The following is an 18,264-nucleotide window of genomic DNA, read 5'->3' on the forward strand; positions in this document are numbered from 1 at the left end:
CTCAATATGATCTCTCACGATGCTACACTTTCCGTTTCTGCCCAATCAGCCCCAAACTCACATTTCATATATTTAACAACCCATTGTTTAGGCTTATGATTTTTTCCAGCAATAATATTTAAATATTTACGATATTTCGCTTCTGATACCGGAGTTGGATTATCGCCAAAAATTGCGCCTCTAGCCCAATCTTCAGGGGGGTAAGCACTATTTTCATATTCCTCTCGCCAACGTTCTGCTGCCCAAGCTGGAGAAAAACCTTTAGCAAATGCTTCGTTTAACTTTTGGCGATAAAAATAGAATTTCTGACGGTCTTCATCTCTAATCATCCGTTCTAAAGCTTGGATTGGGGTCAGCTTTTCTCTTGGTACAAAATCATAACCGCACTGGCGACAACGAGGAGTTGCAATCCAAGTTAATGCACCACAGCCACCCAATTCCACCGGGCAAGTTTTCATCGGAATTTCGCCGGATTCTGTTTCTACAGATTCATTTAAATTTACCTCTCGAAAATCTTCAATAAACCCAAATCTTTTCACTAATCCTGCTTGGTCTAATACTAAACAATCTGTTTTATTTGGTGATATTCTTAAACCTCTACCTACTTGTTGAAAATACTTGGCTCTGCTTTTAGTTGGTCGGCATAAAAGTACCGCAGATACTTTTGGATCGTCATAGCCTTCTGCTAAGGATTCACAAGAAGCTAAAACGCTGATTTCTCCTTTAGATAATTTTTCATAGTAAATATTTCTTTCTTTAGGCGACATCGACCCATCTACGTGAGCGGCTGGAACTCCAGCATCTCGAAATGAAGATGCGATCGCGCGAGCATGAGCTATACTAACTGCAAAGGCAATGGTTGCCCGACCCGCCGCCAAACGCTGCCATTCTTTTACTGCGGCTGCGATCGCTTCTGGTACATTGCATTTTAGTTCCAAATCTTGAATGGCAAAATCCCCGTTTTCTTCTCCTACTTCTGATAAATCCAATTCACCATTACTGTAATAAACTGGTCGAGTTAAAAATCCCCATTTAATTAACTGTTCTGGAAAAGGTGCAATAACCAATCCAGTAAAAATATCTCCTAATTCTTCTTTCTTAGCAAGACGAAATGGGGTGGCAGTTAGTCCAATATATATGCAGTTATTAGAAGGAATACTTGTACAATTTTTGAGTTTAGGAAAGCGTTTGAGCATTACGCTTGTGAAGCTGGTTAAATGGCATTCGTCGCAGATAACTAAATTGGGTCTAAACCATTCGTCTATTTCCCGATAAGCTAAAGTTTGTACCGAAGCTATTTGGATTCGATTTTGTCTTTCTTCTTTGCGTCCTCCTGCTATTACTCCGCAATTAATACCAAACTTGCCAAATTTTTCTAAAGTTTGCTGAATTAAAACATCTCGATGCACTACAAATAAAACTCGTTGACCTTTCAAAAAAGCGTTATAAACAATCTCTGCTGCCACGATCGTTTTTCCTGACCCCGTAGCAGCGACGATCAGGTTGCGTTGGTGTCCGGCTTGAATTTGGATGTTTAAATCTGATATTACTTGTTTTTGGTAATCTCGCAGTTTTGGTAGAGTCTTATTTTCTAAAGTTTTCGAGTGATCCTGGGCTTTCAAATAACTTCCCTCCCCGAATATCTTTTCAACTGTCGCGGTAATATTAAATAAGTTAAAAGCCCATTCAATGCTTGCTGGTGAAGCACTGATAAATTAATTAATAAATACAAAAATGAAACCAGGAAATGCTAAATAAATTTAGCGCCTAGACTAATTTAAGATTATAAATACAAAAATACAGCCGTTTTTTTATTCATTTAATCTTACGTTGGGCTGAGATAATGCACGTAAAACTAAAATTGAAAAGCTTACCTAAGAAATACAATTGCTATGTCTTAGGTAAGAAATTTGCGGCGCTCGTTTGATGCTCTGTACCTTATCATTAACCGTTATACAGTGCTGGTTTCAATCTCTTGGCACAGATGCGAGATGATTTAGTCCTTAATAGTTGCCAGGGCTAATTCATTATATAAGGCTGAAAATAGTGTCAAAATCGTAAGTAATTAACCTTCATGCAGTGGTCAAAGAAGAATAACCCTTGTTACGCAAGGTATGGAGTATGGGAACTATCGGTTTTTACACAAGCTCCTTAGTATCGCTAGTAGCTAGTATGGCGGACAAAATCCCGTGCTAACTTGGAAAGGGCGACAGTTCATTTCAATCAAGTGTTTGGAGAGAAAGACTAGATAAGGATACGGTCATAAGTCAGCTGATTGCTGAACAGATAAAGGCTTCGGAGCGCATATTAAGTTTTTTTGAGTGATTTAACCAGGGAGTTTGAAACCAGTGAAATCGAGACAAGAAGGCCACAATTTACCTTGCGCGGTTATACTTACTGCTATTCGTGTTGAGTTTAAAGCTGTTTGCACTCACTTAACTGACCTCCAGGAAGAGGAACACCCGGAAGGAACCATTTACGAGCTTGGAAACTTCTCATCCAACGGTTGTTCCTGGCGAGTAGGAATTGTTGAAATCGGGGCAGGCAATGCTGAAGCCGCTGTTGAAACTAAACGAGCCATCGACTATTTCAAGCCAAACGTTGTACTTTTCGTTGGGGTAGCAGGCGGAATCAAAGATGTCAACCTCGGTGATGTGGTAGCCGCAACGAAAGTTTATGGGTATGAGTCAGGAAAAGTTGTAGAGGAGACTTTCCTACCGAGGCCAAACGTAAGTCTCGTGAGTTACCGCCTGGAACAGAGAGCTAAGGCTGTGGCGAGGAAGGAAGATTGGTTAGAGCGGATTAGAGAACCCATCCCAACACAGAAACCTCGTGCTTTTATTGGAGCCATAGCCGCAGGTGATAAAGTGGTGGCTTCGACGAGTTCTGATGTCTATCAGCTCCTCCGTTCAAATTACGGTGATGCGCTGGCAGTGGAAATGGAGAGTCACGGGGTTCTCAAAGCTGTTCGTGCCAATCCAGAAATAAACGCACTAATTATTCGTGGTATTTCTGATCTAATTGAGGGTAAGAGCAACGCAGATGCGGCTGGCTCTCAGGAGACTGCTGCACGACACGCTAGTGCTTTCGCTTTCGAGATTCTGGCGAAGCTTACTCTAGACGAAGTGCGCGACACAGAAGCTAGGGATAGAGATACAGATGGTTTGAATTCTCAATCATCAACTGTCCACAATTTCACCAAGGTCGCAGAGAACGCTGCGGTAATTAACCAGGGTGGAGTTAATACTACTAACTTCAACAATCCTGTTTTTTGACTGGGTTCGCCCGACCGGGAGCGGGCAAAGTTAAATCCCCCTACTGAATTAAAAGATCTAGCTGGGCTTTCCAGAGGACGGTGCATATCCCTCTGGCAAGCTGCTGGAGTACCTCGAACTGAGGCTATTGCACTTGCTGATGATTTATCTATTGGAGCAGCTTGGCCTGAGTTACAACCTGATGATGGCAAGCCACTTATTTTACTAATTGGAGAATTCGGTGCAGGCAAGTCACTAATTGCGGAGCGTCTCTTTCAGAGGGCAATTAAGCAAGCCTGCGAGAGTGCCAATGCTCCTGTGCCTGTATATTTGAAAGCGCAGAAGGTTGCAGGGCAGCTACAACAAGCTGTAGAAGCACAAATAAGTAAATTGGGAAAATCACTCTCCCAAGGTGCTGCAATAATCGTTGATGGAGCCGATGAAGCGGGAAGTCGTCTTGCAGCCGATTTGCTTTATGAAGCTCGCATTCTCGTTAACGCATGGGCGAAAACTACTGTGGTTATCACCAGTAGACCAATTCCCATCCTAGTTGAATCGGAAGAGGCTGTTAAAGTTCCTTTAATTTCCGATCAGGATGCTTATGCTCTCGTTGAGAGGTTTTCAGGACAGCAGATTACGCCATATGTGACTTTTAAATGGCCGCAATCTGTTCATAATGCTATTCACCGACCTTTATTTGCCATCCTGCTTGGTATTTACCTACGAGACCGAAACATGATGGCACCCAACTCTGAAGGGGAATTGCTCTCAAATCTTGTTGAGCGTTCCCTCCGACAGGCAAGAGCGAGTAACCCCGATGTTGAGCAAGTATTACAGCGCCTTGCAGCTCTTTCTACCGATCGCACAACGGGTCTAGTCTCTAGAACTGAGGTCGCATCAACATCAAAATTACAGATGCTTTTAGATTCAGGGTTAGTTATTGAAGATGCTGGAAATATTAGTTTCCCACTGCCTATACTATCTCAGTGGTTTGCAGCGCACAGCTTAGCTGCTGGTATCCCTGACCCCAATGACCTCACAAATGACCTTGAAAGACTGGAACGTTGGCGGTATCCATTAGCTATCTTTGTTGGTTACTTCGACCATGACACAGTATCAAAACTACTTGTACCACTTGCTGAGAAGCATCCTGCTTTTACCGCAGAGATTGTCAATGAAGAACTAGCGAGAACAGGTTGGAATTATACACAGAAAATTTCTTTACCACTATTAGATGAATGCGGACAGCGAATAAGGACTGCTATGCAGGCATGGGTAAAGGGAAGCGACACACTTTCCCCGGTGATTGCACCTGTAAGGAAGGACGGCACACTCCAGCCTATTGGTATACAAATACAAACAGAGGAAGGGCGGCTTAAAACTGCCTGGTATCGTGGGAATGAGACTCTAGCTAATATCGTTAAGTTGCCTTTGTCTGAATTGCCATCTTTTCCGAATTGGCCTCAAGTTCGCCAAGGTAAGCCTAGCCACAAGTCGCCTTGGGCTTGGCAATGGACGTTACATGAGCTAGTTACTTCGCTCTCCAAATTATTGCAAAATCGTATGCTACCAGTTACGGATGGGACTCTTTTACGGGAAGCTGTTTGGCAGACAGCACTAAAGGTAACTCGACGTGAAATTTTTTATCAGAATCCTATCCCTTTCAACGAAATTGAGAAATGTATCTCCAGCTTACCGTGGAATATTTTTCACTCACGAATGAATGAGCAAATGCGTAGACACTATCTCAATCAACTCACAACAGAAGTGAATCGTCTTCGTGAGATTGGAGAAGCGGAGTTGCGTCCTCCTTGGCCTGGTCCAGACTGTAGGTTCAAAGGTGGATGGATTTGGGAAAGCTACAGTCAACAGCAAATCTTAGCTCGTGCCAAGGCTGTGTATGCAGGAGCGATTGAGGGATACCAGCAACTTGTCAGTACATGGTTTCCCAAGTTTGCACCTCATTTGGCAACGGCAGTAACACTCCCTGCCCGTCTTGTTGGTGTAATCGTTCTACCCAAGCCAGATGATGAACTAAAAGGGATTCTCGGTTTAGAGTGGTATTTCGAGGCTCTACCCTATGAGCAACAAAGTTACGTTGACTTTCGTATTGGTGAAGACGGTCACTTTATGGGAGATAGCAGCTTACATTCAAGATTGGACAAACGGCTACTTTCCCTGCGTCCCGAAGCAGCTCGGTGGATTAGGACTTCAATACATTCAGCAATACTGGATGTATTTAAACCTACCTCGGCAACAGAGTTAGCCTACAAATGGTTGTGGGATGACTTAAAGCGAGTTTCTTGGGTAGATGGTCTTCTTGGTAACGCTCCTTTATAAAGTGTGACTTGAAGAAGATTTTGGCACTAAAGCAACGCTGGGGTACTTTGCAAAAAGTCTTAAGTTCAGCATCCAGATTAGAGAAAATTGTCAGCGATATTCCTATTAGACTTTGAAACCAAAGACCGTTTACAAAATGGTCGGGGCAATACTCTGCTGGTAGCAGGTACTATCTACCAAGCCTGCAAATATTATGAGTTATTCCAGAATCGAGGCTTTAAAAAATGTGCGATCGTCACTTCATACGATGGCTCTCTCCAAAGTATAAAAGGCGAAACCACTGACACAGATGAATACACCGAAAAGCTGCGGCAGTATGAAATTTACCAAAAAATGTTGAACGGTAAAACCCCCGAAGCTTTTGAGGAGGAAGTCAAAAACAAATTTGTGAAAGAACCCGCCCAAATGAAGCTGCTGATCGTAGTGAATAAACTCCTGACAGGTTTCGATGCGCCCTCTGCCACCTATCTCTACATCGATCAATCCATGAGAGATCATGGATTATTTCAGGCAATTTGTCGCGTTAATCGACTCGATGACGACGATAAAGAGTATGGTTACATTATCGATTACAAAGACCTGTTCAAAAGCCTAGAAAAATCCGTTCAAGACTACACTGCCGAAGCATTTGAAGATTACGATCGAGGGGATGTAGATGGGTTGTTGAGCGATCGCTTAGAAAAGGGAGTCGAACGCCTAGAAACTGCCAGAGAAAGCATCAAAGCCCTGTGCGAACCTGTAGAACCGCCGAAAGATACCCTTGCCTACATCCGCTATTTCTGTGGTTCCAACACCGAAGACCTAGACTTAGTAAAAGAACACGAACAAAAGCGAGTTAGCCTCTACAAACTCACCGCTTCTCTAGTTCGAGCTTACGCTAACCTAGCAAACGATATGCTAGAAGCTGGCTATTCATCTGCTGAAATTGAAACAATAAAACAAGAAGTCAAATATTACGAACAAATTCGCGCCGAAGTAAAACTTGCCAGTGGGGATGCGATCGACCTGAAAGCTTATGAACCCGCCATGCGCCACCTGATCGATATTTACATTGGCGCAGAAGAGAGCGAAGTGCTTTCCACTTTCGACGATATGACGCTGATTGAGTTGATTGTCGATCGCGGCAAGGATGCAGTCAATACCCTACCCAAAGGCATCAGACAAAACCCAGAAGCCGTTGCCGAAACCATCGAGAACAATCTACGCAAAGTCATCATCGACCAACGTCCCACCAACCCCAAGTATTTCGGCACAATGTCGGAACTCTTGGATGAACTGATTCAGGAACGCAAAACAGCCGCTCAGGAGTATGAGGACTACCTGAATAAAATTGTGACTCTCAGCCGACAAGTTACCCAACCTGCAACCTCAACCCAGTACCCTCAATCTCTGAATTCTCCCGCCAAACGAGCGTTATACGATAACCTAGACCAAAATGAGGCTTTGGCATTGGCGATCGACAATGAAATTCGCCAATTCACAATGTTAATGAACCGATTCCTTCCTAATTGGCGTTTCTATAAAGATGAATTGAACCGCTCTCCACTGGAAAACTGACAACTACGGCATCGAGTTTGTAATTGCGATCGCCTGTTGTACCATTACTCCAGTTATGGCGAGTTAATACTGCTTGATATGGGTGCGATCGAACCTATGAACCTAATCAACAAAGACTACCACGTACAAATCCAACAGCATACTATAGAGAGATTAGTAGACAAATACGGCATCGAGTCCGTAATTGCCAGACTATCAGAATATTGTCAAACCCAAGCTATGATGACCTCTGGGAACATTTACGAATACTGGCAGGACATTGCCGAAGTGCTATCGCAAATTCCAGAAGGATGGGACGTTGAGTGATGAGCGAACTGGAAAATTACCTCGACTCACAAGGGCGCATTACCGAATGGCCTTCTAAACGCAACAAGGGTAGCTTCCAACAACTGGTACTGGAATACTTGGCCGAGCGTTTTGAGGTTGGGATTACCTACTCCGAAAAAGAAGTTAATGCCCTGCTAAACCAGTATCACAATTTCAACGATCCAGCGCTCTTGCGCCGAGAGATGATCGAACGTCGCTTACTGGAAAGGACGCGAGATGGCAAAGCTTACTGGCGCACTGCTACACCATCCTCATGCGATCGCACCTAAGTAACTCTATCCTGTATTTAGCCTTCTCCACTTGAATCAGAAACCAGTGCTTCTATCTGCGCTAACAACTTCTCCAAATCTTTCTCCTTTTGAGGATCGTCCCAAACTTTTGATTTCTTTAACAGGCGATAAGTTGTATCAACTCGACTTTTCAGAGTGGGATTTTTTTCCGAATTAGTCACTTGAGGACGATTGAGTGCCGCTATCTTTTCCTTGATTTGAACTAACGACAAGTCAAGCTCAACCGCTTCATCCAACAAGCTACGCCGCGCAAGAGCGTCTTTCACCCTGGCAATGACTTGCGCTTTAGTATAGGCAATATCACCCTTTCGCAGTGCTTCCTTAATTTCCTCTGGCAGTTTCAGTAACGGCAACCGAGTAGTAATGAAAGATTCCCAACTGACTAAACCCAAGGAATCAAATAAAGACTGAATCGCTTGACCTTCGGAGTTAGTCAAAACGTTTTGACTAACCAAGCCGCTGTTTTCATTTCGCATTCGGTAAAGTCGATTCGTTACCTCTGGTACTTCCATCTCTAACTTGAAAGATAGCAATTGCAGAATCCCTTCCGTCTCCTCAACTGGGCTGAGGTCTTCCCGTTGTAGGTTTTCAATCAGCGAGAGTTGCAAAGCTTCAATATCAGTCAGTTGGCGAATGGTAACCGGAACCTCAGTTAACCCAGCCGCTTTTGCTGCTCGGTAACGTCTTTCTCCGGCTACCAATTCGTACTGGTTAAGTTGTTCGGGTAGTGGACGCACCAGTAATGGCTCCAAAATGCCGTGAGAGCGAACGGATTGAGTGAGTTCCTCTAGTTTTTGCGAATCGAAATAGCGTCGGGGCTGGCTTGCAGGTAAGGCGATCGCAGTTATCGGTAAAGACTGGGGGTTTTCCATCAGGGTGGAGGCTTCCTCTTCTCCAAACACAAATTGTTTGAGACTGCGCCTATTTGCCGCCATTTAAGACCTCCAAGGATTCTTTAAATAAGGATTCGTAATCTTTGGCAGCTTCTTTGGCGGCTACTCCTGATAATTGGAAAACGGTGCGCTCTTGTCCGGGCGCATCCGCTAGACACTGCCGTTGGTAGATGGTGGTAGAAAGCAGGGGAAAGTTGCTTTCTTTGAGCAGTTGTTTGGCTTCTTGTAATAATAGAGTTCCTTTGGTAGCACGGCTCAAAAACATGGCAGCTTTAGGCATTCCGACTCTCAGTTCTTGGGCGTGTCGGATAAACCGGAGAATTTTCGTGCTGCTATGGAGGTCAAGACCCGAAGGTTGACAGGGAACGAGTGCTAAGTCACACCGAGCCAGTATAGCTTTAGTAACTTCGCTGAGGCTACCGGGGCCATCTACTACTACAGATGTGTATTTTTCCGCTAGTTCGGGGAGTACTTCAAATAATTCTTCTGGGTCGCTGACTACTTGGTAGGGCATATCCAATGCTTTGAGCCATGTCGAACTACTTTGTTGGGCGTCGGAGTCTACTAGCAGTACATCTCCTCGTTTTTTGAGCCAGTAAGCCATGTGTACGGCTGTGGTCGATTTGCCCACTCCGCCTTTTTGATTTGTGAAGGATATAATCATGGTTGCGAATTTTACAAAAATAATAAACTTTTGAAGTGAATAATAAAGTGCTTGTTTACCTATCGCGCTCTCGTAAATAGTGTTGGGCTAGATAAAATTTAAAGCGGTTTACGAGTCCGATCGCACGCAGCCATTATAGATGAAAAAACCACTTCCTCTTTCCTTCTGCTCTGAAACCCTCGTGCCTTCTACCGTGTTTATTAGGAGAAAACAGAAGCACAAGGTTAAACTTTAATCGCTTTATCGCCGTCCTTGCATGGCTTCCTCAAAAATAACCCATTTTCCTGTAGCGTTAGGGCCAACCAGCATTGAGTGAGGGTTAGTGTTCCGATAAAGGTGCGAGTATCGTTGTGCTGTAATGCGTATCCGGTTCCCTTCGGGGCGATAGCGAACTTGGGAGTAGGTATTGCGATCGCCCCTGGTTCTAGCAAGGGGTAGGGAAGTGAGCATTAGTTGGCGAAAATTTTCAAAAGACAAATTCATCCTCCTCATCTGCCCGTTGCTATAATGCACGGTCATGTAAATTTTTGCAGTTGGGTCATATAAATTTAGCAGGGCTGGGTCAAAATTCGAGCTTAATCTCTGATACTGTTCAAACAACTGTCTCGCTGCTGCCTCTTGGGAAATCTTGTTCCCTGTTAGTATCTGATCGGGTTTCGCCCCTTTGATTTGCTCTAACGTCGAGAGATGGTTTCGTATACTACTGGCCAAGTTATTCAAATTAGTAGCCCTAGTTAAAAGGACATGAGCTTCTACTGGGGGAGTCTGCATCAAACCCATTATTGTTAGAAGGATTGAGCATTTACCAAACCGTTGGCTTTGAGTTAGTAAAACTGATTTTTGCATGACCATAAAGTTGTTTCCGCTTCTGTGGTGATTTAGCGCCATAATTAGAGATTAGCGTTAGATAATACAAATCTCTAGCAAATTAAAGTTATTTAATCGGAAATTTCATGGTAAATAGTACTTCTTCGCCTACACTTCCCTTTCTCTACGTTGGTAAAATGACCCAGCAGCAGCTAGAACGCCACCTATGGGGTGCGGCGGATATTCTGCGGGGGAAAATTGATGCGGCAGACTTTAAGCACTACATTTTTGGGCTGCTGTTTTTCAAGCGGTTGTGTGATGTTTGGCAAGAAGAATATGAGGAAAGACTGAAACTCTATAATGATGAAGAATTAGCTGCTGACCCGGAGGAACACCGCTTTCATATTCCACCGGGGGCATTTTGGCACGATGTCCGCAAACATTCTACTAATATAGGCGAACATTTAAATAATGCGTTCCGGGCGATCGAAGATGCAAATACTCGGCTGCGCGGCGTGTTTCAGGATGTAGATTTTAATAATAAACAACGTTTTCCTGATGCTACTTTAGAATTATTGCTGCAACACTTTAGTCAGCATCGCTTACGAAAGTGTGATGTAGAAGCGGATTTATTGGGTAATGCTTATGAATATTTAATTGCTCAATTTGCCTCGGATGCAGGGAAAAAAGGCGGGGAATTTTATACTCCTAAAATGGTGACGCGGTTAATTGTTGAATGCTTGCAACCAAATGAAGGCATGACTATTTATGATCCGACTTGTGGTTCTGGGGGTATGTTATTAGAGGCAGTACATTATCTGGAACGTCAAGGAAAGAATGCCAAGTCGTTGCAGTTGTACGGGCAAGAAATGAACCTCAACACTTGGGCAATCTGCCAGATGAATTTATTTTTACATGATATTGATGATGCGTTTGTTAGTCATGGCGATACTTTAAGCAACCCGAAACATTTAGTAGTAGAAAATAGTAAAACCCTGAAAACTTTTGACCGAGTGTTAGCGAATCCGCCCTTTTCTTTAAAAAATTGGGGATATGAAGATTGGAAAGATAAAGATAAATTTAGCCGGGATATTTATGGTTGTCCGCCTAAATCTTATGGGGATTTGGCATTTGTGCAGCACATGGTTGCTAGTCTTAATGTTAAAGGTGTGCTGGGTGTAGTGCTACCTCACGGCATACTGTTTCGGGGAGGTGTAGAAGCGAAGATTCGCGAGGGTTTGTTGAAAGATGATTTAATTGAGGCGGTGATTGGTTTAGCACCAAATCTATTTTATGGAACGGGTATTCCGGCTTGCGTGTTAATAATTAATCGGCAGAAAGTAGCTAGTCGTCAGAAGAAAGTGCTGTTTATTAATGGTGCTGAGGAGATGGTAGAGGGGAAGAATCAAAATACTCTCTCCCAGACGAACCTGCAACGACTGGCGCAGGCGTTTTATGGGTTTAAAGATGAGGAACGATTTGCGCGAGTGGTGGAGTTTGAAGAGATTAAGAAAAATGATTTTAATCTCAATATTGCGCGATATGTGCAAACAGCAGAAGAAGAGCAGGAAATTGATGTGGCGGCTGAGGTGGAAGTGTTAAAAGAGTTGTTAATTAAGCGGGATGAAGCGGAAAAGAAAATGCTCAGTTTTTTGGATGAGTTGGGTTATGGGTCTTAATAATGTTTGGTAGGGATAGATTAGTTGAATAACAAATACTATTTTTACGGGTGTAGGGAGTGAGTGAGTTATCCAAAGAGGAAATTTATCAGGAGATTGGCAAAATTATTGCTGATTTTACCCTTTATGAATGTGATGATTGTGTTAGGGCGATAATGCAGTGGTTAGCAGAAAATAAAATTGAGGGAAAGATTATTAAACTGAAGAGTAAATACAATGAAGATTTTATTCTCAGTGAACGCTTGGAACGTCAAGGAATTACGGAGGCAATTACTATTAACGGAAGACATTATGGTGTAGAAGTTTTGGGTTTGGTATTTGATAATATTTCAACAACGGGGATGACGTTAGAGGATTGGCGGAAAGATTTTCACTGTCCTAGTGAAGAATTTATAATAGAATCCATAGATAGTTTATAAAGATGAGTTTAGAAAGGGGAGAAAATTATGAGCGGAATGTTTGAAATCCTGGAAAAGATTAAAACTAGACCTGGGATGTATATTGGTCGCGCTTCGGTGAGCGATTTGTTTATGTTTTTGGTGGGTTATAAAACAGCTAGGCGCGAGTTAGGGATTGAACTCAGTGAGGAAGAAAAGGAATTTGCCGAACATTTCCATGATTGGGTACAACAACGTTTTAATGTGCGGACTAATAACTCTTGGGCAAAAATTATTTTGTTATTTACTCGCGATGAAAAGGATGCTTTTGAATGTTTTTATAAGTTGTTGGATGAGTTTAAGCAGCGAGATAAAAGTTTAGATGAAAATGGGAAGAAGATCATTGAAAGTTATTCGGTAGTTAATAAGGTAGCTGAGGAAGTTGGATAAAGTTTATATGAAAATGTTCAAGTTTGAATTTAGGGAGTAATTGGATTATGATTCCTGATGGCTGGAAGTCTATAACAATTGGCGATTTAACTTCTTCTCATTCCTATGGGCCGAGATTTCACGCTAAAAATTATGATGAGAACGGAAACGTTAAAACTATAAGAAATACAGATGTTACAGCAGAAGGAGAAATTCTTTATACTCAAGCACCAATTGCTTCTCTAGAACCTGAGATAATTGAACAACACGCACTCAAAACAGGTGATTTAATTGTTATCACTACAGCAGATTGTGGTCTTTCTGCAATTTTTAAAGAACAGGATATTCCATATATTCCTAGCGCTTATGCTGTCAGATATAGGCTAAACCAAAATGTATTGCCTCTATTTATAAAGTATTTCATGCACACAAAACTTGCTCAAAAGCAAGTTGCTCAATTCGTAAGGAAGGGGACGGTAGCAAATCTACCTGGATCTGATGTATTGAAAATCAAGCTAGTTCTTCCTCCTCTGTCTGAACAAAAGAAAATTGCTGAGATTTTGGGGAGTGTGGATGAAGCGATCGCATCCACTCAAGCAGTCATCGACCAAACCCGCAAAGTCAAGCAGGGTCTACTTCAGCAACTCCTGACCAAAGGTATTGGTCACACGAAATTTAAGGAAAGTGCGATCGGGAAAATTCCTGAAAGCTGGGAAGTAGTTCCATTTGATAGTCTGGCGCTAATTGGGCCACAAAACGGAATCTATAAATCTAAAGACGATTATGGTTCTGGAGTACCTATGATTGACATGGGTGCAATATTTGGTTCAGATATTATCGAAGAAGTTGAACGGCGATGTGTTCGTTTAACAGAAGATGAATATGAAAAATTTGCTCTAAAAGAAGGGGACTTATTATTTGCCAGGAGGTCTTTGGTTGCTGAGGGTTCTGGCAAATGTTCCATACTAGGATATCACAATATAGAACCAGTTTTTGAGTCTTCAATTATCCGATTTCGTCTTAAGCCTAATTTAGGTAATCCTCTTTTCTACTTTTATTATTGGGAAAGTCCTCTTGGTAAAAAGCAAAGGCTAGAAATTACTCGCCAGGTTGCAGTAAGCGGTATAACGGGAAAAGATTTAAGTAAATTACTTGTTCCATTACCCCCTATCAACGAACAAATTAGGATTAGTAAAATTTTGAAAAATATAGATAAACAAATTGATAGTAATGATTTAACAATTAACCAGCTTAACTTGCTAAAACGTGGCCTAATGCAAGACCTCCTAACTGGAAAAGTTCGCGTCAAATAAACCTCATTAATCTAATTCAAATCAACCCCTATGAACGAATCAAAAATCATCACCATTGAACCTGAAAAACGCAGCGGTAAACCCTGCATTCGGGGAATGCGAATCACCGTTTATGATGTCCTCTCTTACCTCGCTTCAGGAATGACCTATCAAGAAATTCTCGAAGACTTTCCCTATCTCACCCAAGAAGACATATTAGCCTGCCTCAGCTACGCCGCCGACCGAGAACGGCAAACCTTAATTGTTAAAACATAAAATTATTATTCGCTCACAACTTAGGCATTTTTACCCTGTATTAAAAACCGATAAAAACTCTCAAATATTATGATAAAAGCCACCGAATACACCTTAGTTGAAAAACCCTGCCTTGACACCTTAGTAAACCTTGGCTACACCTATCTCCCACCCGCCCAAAATAAAACCGCCAGAGATAGCCAAAACCAAGTAATTCTCAAAGACATCTTCATTCAATCCATCCAAAAAATCAACAACATCCCCCAAGAAGCCGCCAACGCCACCTATCAAGACATACTCGCCATCACCGACAACGAAGAATTTACCAATCTTTTACGCGGTAACTATTCCCGCAACATCCCCGGCGTAGCCACCAAAAAAACCATCCGCCTGATTGACTTCCTCGAACCAAAAAACAACACCTACACCGTCACCAATCAATTTTACATTAAATCCCAACATTTCCGCATCCCCGATATAGTAATATTTATCAACGGTATTCCCTTAGTAGTAATAGAAGCCAAAAAACCCTTTATCGCCAAAGATAAAACCGGAGAAGCCTTCGACCAAATCAAACAATACGAACGCGACATTCCCCGCCTATTCTATTCCAACATATTCAACATTATCACCAACGGCGAAAACTTTCTTTACGGTGCCACAGGCGCAACATCTAAATATTGGGCAGAATGGAAAGACCCCTATCCCAAACAAGATAGCGACTTTCAAACCTCCTACCAAAAAGCCTTGTGGTGCTTGTTAGAACCCACCCGTTTATTAGACATCCTCGCCCATTTCATCGTCTTCGAGAAACGCGAACAAAAAGTCATCAAAAAAATCTGTCGCTACCAACAATATCGCGCCGTAAATAGAATAGTAGACCGAGTAATAAATAGCCAACATCGCAAAGGATTAATTTGGCATACCCAAGGGTCAGGAAAATCCCTGACAATGGTATTCGCCACCTTAAAACTCAAAACCCACCGCACCTTTACCAGTCCCATTCTCGAAAATCCTAACATATTAGTCCTCACCGACCGCATAGATTTAGACGACCAAATAAGTAAAACCTTCCAAGCTTGCGGACTTCCCAACCCCACCCGCATCGACTCCGGTGAAACCTTAAATACTGCCATTCATACTAACAACTTCGGCTTAACATTACTCTCCACAATCTTCAAATTCGACGGTTCCAAACAACCAATTCCTCACAGTCAAAACTGGATTATCTTAGTAGATGAATGCCACCGCACCCAAGAAAAAGACTTAGGTGCATACCTGCGTGCAACTTTACCAAATGCCTGCTTTATCGGCTTCACCGGAACCCCAATTAAAACCACCGATAAAGACACTTATAAAAACTTTAGTCCCCCCAACGAAGGTTACTTAGACCGCTACAGCATTGATGACGCAGTAGCAGACGGCGCAACCGTCCCCATCCGTTACACCAGTCGCAAAACCGAATGGCAAGTAGAAGCTAAAAAATTAGATATCCTTTTCGACCAATGGTTTGCCAACGAACCCGAATCAGTCAAAAATAGAATCAAAACCAGAGGAGTCAGCGTCGCCGAATTAGTCAAACATTCCCAACGCATTGAACTTCTCGCCTACGACATTTGGGCACACTTTCGCACCCATTGCATCCCCGAAAACTTCAAAGCCCAAATAGTCGCCATTGACAGAGAAGCCGTAATTCTCTACAAACGCGCCTTAAATCAAATTATTACTAAATACTTAAAAAAACAAGGATTTGATACCGAAACAGCCGCAACATGGGCGGATGCCATGAGTGTTCCCATTTACTCATCCAACCAAGAAGATAATAAACCCAGCGAAGACCCTTATTTAGAAAAACTCCGCCAAGATTTACAACATTACGCCTTAGATAAAAACGCCGAAGTTACCGCCATAAATCGCTTTACTGGTGATGATGCCGAATATGAAACCAAAGTGCTTTCAAAAGCAGCACCTCCCGTTTATTTTCTCATCGTTTGCAACAAACTTTTAACCGGATTCGACGCACCAAAAGAAAGCGTCATGTACCTAGATAACCCCTTAAAAGAACATAACTTATTACAAGCCATTGCCAGAACCAATCGCGTTTGTGGCAACCATAAAGAATTCGGCTTAATAGTTGATTATATCGGCATTACCCAACAACTCACAGAAGCCCTCGCCTCTTACCGAGAAGCCGATGTAAAAAACGCCATGTTAAACCTAGACATAGAAAAAGCCGCATTAAAAACCGCCCATGCCGAAGTAATAAAAATAGTCAATCAAATCCCCCGCAATACATACAATTTGCGCCAAGAATACGACACCTTAATTCAACAACTAAAAACCGTAGATTCCTGGTACGAATTCCACCGCAAAGCCAAAACCTTTATCAAAGCTTACGACAGTCTCAGCCCCGACCCAGAAATACTCAAATACACCGCTGATTTAAAATGGATAGCCGGATTCTTACCATTAGGAACCCTACATTTTGAGAAAAAAACCTCTACCCTCCCCCGCGATGTCAGTGCCAAAATTCGCCAAATGTTAGAAGAACATCTCAGCGTCACCGGAATTAGCACCCTCTGCCAATTAAGACATATTACCGACCCCGAATTTTGGCAAGATTTCAACTTAGCTGAAACTCAAGATATCCAAACCGCAGCCGTCCGTAAAAGCGCCGAACTCAAGAAAATCATCCAACAAAAAACCGAAGAAAACCCTTTACAATACAGTTCCTTTTCCGACCGAATTTTAGAAATATTAAACCGCTTTGAAACCGGACAACTCGCCGCCGCCGAAACCCTGAAACAATACGAACAAATCATCCGCGAATTACTAGCAGAAGAACAAGCACACCAAAGTAGCGGACTGAATAAAAACGCTTATGGTATACTGAAAATACTAGAAAATTTTATTCCCGCAAATAAGACAGATTTCGCGGCTAACTTAGAAGCAGCCGCCCAAACAATAGATGCCCTTTATTCTAGCAATGACTTCGCCCCTCCCGGTTGGCATTTAAAAGATCAACAGCGCAAAGAATTGCGCCAACAAGTTCGGGCTTTAGTTTTTCAATTAGGATTAGAAAATTGGAAAGATATCCCTAACAAAGTTGATGAATATGCTTTAAAGCACTATCTTTAAATTTGAAATTTTTTTAACTAGAAACTGTATTTAGCCTCCGAAAATTCCAAGGAGGAAGAAACGTTTTCCCTTCTAAAAGGGATATAAAATCTTTCAGGGCAATATTCAAAATCTATAACAAATGCAGAGTTTATGATATTAAATAAGGATTCATTTTGTTCAATTCCATATTGAGCGGAAAACATCACTACTACAGCCCCAACAGCGTGAACTGCATTTAATAACGTTGCTCGATTCAGATGAGCTTCTCTGTCATGTTTTGTAGCGTTATAGGCATCATACCAGTAAAGCGATTTTGTCGGTCTGTTTACATTCCAGCAACTAAAAGGTTTAAATGAGGGAAAATTTGGATACCATCGGAGAGCTAATTCATAATTGGCTAAACACATAGGCTCAAGAAGCTTTACATAATCGTTCGTTTTATAGCGATTTTTGGTATATTCATGTTCTTTTAGTATACCCACCCAAGAAGTTTCTACTTCCATACAAGCAAGTAGTAGTAGCTCACGTATTTTATGCCCGAAAGAAAAAAGATTTTTACGGCATGGTTCTACTGTTAAAAATAACTCTTGCATTTTTCTTATCAGTAATTCAATGACAATAAGAGATTGGGTAAAGCCTTCAGGATTAGATATAAGTTTTTTCCTCGGCAGATAATCTGGAGGATGCCACATTCGCTTATAAAATTGGCCAGGTTGATGCTTTGATAAACGAATATCAGTTGCCTTAAAATGCTCTTTAATCCAATCCTCTAGCGTTGGATATCGGCTTGTTTTTTTTTCTGTTCTAGGTAAAGCATTAAGTTTCACTTTGCCTGGTAAGGCATAGTAATAATCATTATCTTCATAGGCAAAAGCGTATGAAGTATAAAAAGGCCCATAATAATAGGGATCGGATAGATCCCTTAGAGTAATATTAGGTTTAAAAACCAATAATTTATTCACTTCTAATAAATTTTCTAA

16 protein-coding genes are annotated in these 18,264 nt (G+C 42.0%); 11 read left to right on the top strand and 5 right to left on the bottom strand.

Annotated features, from left to right (window positions below; all coding sequences use genetic code 11):
• Positions 1-14: 14 nt before the first annotated feature.
• Positions 15-1,622, bottom strand: coding sequence for a DEAD/DEAH box helicase (locus H6S82_RS00125; RefSeq protein ID WP_190464670.1), 1,608 nt, complete (start codon positions 1,620-1,622; stop codon positions 15-17).
• Positions 1,623-2,348: 726 nt separating this feature from the next.
• Here H6S82_RS00125 and H6S82_RS00130 point away from each other — a divergent pair.
• The 5 genes from H6S82_RS00130 (at position 2,349) to H6S82_RS00150 (ending at position 7,747) form a co-directional block, all read left to right on the top strand.
• The gene (locus H6S82_RS00130; protein WP_190464671.1) at positions 2,349-3,275 is read left to right on the top strand and encodes a 5'-methylthioadenosine/S-adenosylhomocysteine nucleosidase; all 927 of its coding nucleotides are present in this window, start codon (positions 2,349-2,351) and stop codon (positions 3,273-3,275) included.
• A 297-nt stretch (positions 3,276-3,572) separates the two neighbouring features.
• Positions 3,573-5,594 (top strand): hypothetical protein, encoded by a 2,022-nt coding sequence (locus tag H6S82_RS00135; protein ID WP_190464672.1) that lies wholly within the window; start codon positions 3,573-3,575, stop codon positions 5,592-5,594.
• Between the two features lie 87 nt (positions 5,595-5,681).
• Entirely contained in the window at positions 5,682-7,151 is a 1,470-nt protein-coding gene (locus H6S82_RS00140; RefSeq protein ID WP_190464673.1) for a hypothetical protein, read from the top strand.
• A gap of 36 nt (positions 7,152-7,187) precedes the next feature.
• The gene (locus tag H6S82_RS00145) at positions 7,188-7,457 is read left to right on the top strand and encodes a hypothetical protein (protein WP_190464674.1); all 270 of its coding nucleotides are present in this window, start codon (positions 7,188-7,190) and stop codon (positions 7,455-7,457) included.
• Positions 7,457-7,747, top strand: a complete 291-nt coding sequence (locus tag H6S82_RS00150) for a DUF2087 domain-containing protein (RefSeq protein ID WP_190464675.1) — start codon at positions 7,457-7,459, stop codon at positions 7,745-7,747. The genes H6S82_RS00145 and H6S82_RS00150 overlap by 1 nt, the downstream gene beginning before the upstream one ends.
• Positions 7,748-7,764: 17 nt before the next feature.
• On the opposite strand, the gene H6S82_RS00155 is transcribed toward H6S82_RS00150, so the two are convergent.
• The 3 genes from H6S82_RS00155 to H6S82_RS00165 all read right to left on the bottom strand — a co-directional run bounded on the left by H6S82_RS00155 (position 7,765) and on the right by H6S82_RS00165 (position 10,105).
• Complete coding sequence (locus H6S82_RS00155; protein ID WP_190464676.1) at positions 7,765-8,703, bottom strand: ParB/RepB/Spo0J family partition protein; 939 nt, start codon at positions 8,701-8,703, stop codon at positions 7,765-7,767.
• A complete protein-coding gene (locus H6S82_RS00160; protein WP_190464677.1) occupies positions 8,690-9,325 on the bottom strand; it encodes an AAA family ATPase in 636 nt (211 codons plus the stop codon). Before H6S82_RS00160 ends, H6S82_RS00155 begins: the two co-directional genes overlap by 14 nt.
• Positions 9,326-9,565: 240 nt before the next feature.
• The gene (locus tag H6S82_RS00165) at positions 9,566-10,105 is read right to left on the bottom strand and encodes a hypothetical protein (RefSeq protein WP_191055893.1); all 540 of its coding nucleotides are present in this window, start codon (positions 10,103-10,105) and stop codon (positions 9,566-9,568) included.
• 173 nt (positions 10,106-10,278) lie between these two features.
• Between H6S82_RS00165 and H6S82_RS00170 the strand changes: the two genes are divergently transcribed.
• The 6 genes from H6S82_RS00170 (at position 10,279) to H6S82_RS00195 (ending at position 17,302) form a co-directional block, all read left to right on the top strand.
• A complete protein-coding gene (locus tag H6S82_RS00170) occupies positions 10,279-11,811 on the top strand; it encodes a type I restriction-modification system subunit M (RefSeq protein ID WP_199315270.1) in 1,533 nt (510 codons plus the stop codon).
• Positions 11,812-11,870: 59 nt separating this feature from the next.
• Complete coding sequence (locus H6S82_RS00175; RefSeq protein ID WP_190464679.1) at positions 11,871-12,230, top strand: papain fold toxin domain-containing protein; 360 nt, start codon at positions 11,871-11,873, stop codon at positions 12,228-12,230.
• 27 nt (positions 12,231-12,257) lie between these two features.
• On the top strand, positions 12,258-12,638 hold the full coding sequence (locus tag H6S82_RS00180) for a hypothetical protein (protein ID WP_190464680.1): 381 nt from the start codon (positions 12,258-12,260) through the stop codon (positions 12,636-12,638).
• A gap of 47 nt (positions 12,639-12,685) precedes the next feature.
• Complete coding sequence (locus H6S82_RS00185) at positions 12,686-13,930, top strand: restriction endonuclease subunit S (protein WP_190464681.1); 1,245 nt, start codon at positions 12,686-12,688, stop codon at positions 13,928-13,930.
• A 30-nt stretch (positions 13,931-13,960) separates the two neighbouring features.
• Entirely contained in the window at positions 13,961-14,185 is a 225-nt protein-coding gene (locus tag H6S82_RS00190) for a DUF433 domain-containing protein (RefSeq protein ID WP_190464682.1), read from the top strand.
• Between the two features lie 69 nt (positions 14,186-14,254).
• Positions 14,255-17,302: an HsdR family type I site-specific deoxyribonuclease gene (locus tag H6S82_RS00195; RefSeq protein ID WP_190464683.1), complete on the top strand. Its 3,048-nt coding sequence runs from the start codon at positions 14,255-14,257 to the stop codon at positions 17,300-17,302.
• A gap of 17 nt (positions 17,303-17,319) precedes the next feature.
• Here the strand turns inward: H6S82_RS00195 and H6S82_RS00200 are convergent, their stop codons facing one another.
• A complete protein-coding gene (locus H6S82_RS00200; protein ID WP_190464684.1) occupies positions 17,320-18,246 on the bottom strand; it encodes a hypothetical protein in 927 nt (308 codons plus the stop codon).
• Positions 18,247-18,264: the final 18 nt, after the last annotated feature.

Source organism: Planktothrix sp. FACHB-1355, assembly GCF_014748295.1.
Taxonomy (GTDB): domain Bacteria; phylum Cyanobacteriota; class Cyanobacteriia; order Cyanobacteriales; family Aerosakkonemataceae; genus Aerosakkonema; species Aerosakkonema funiforme_A.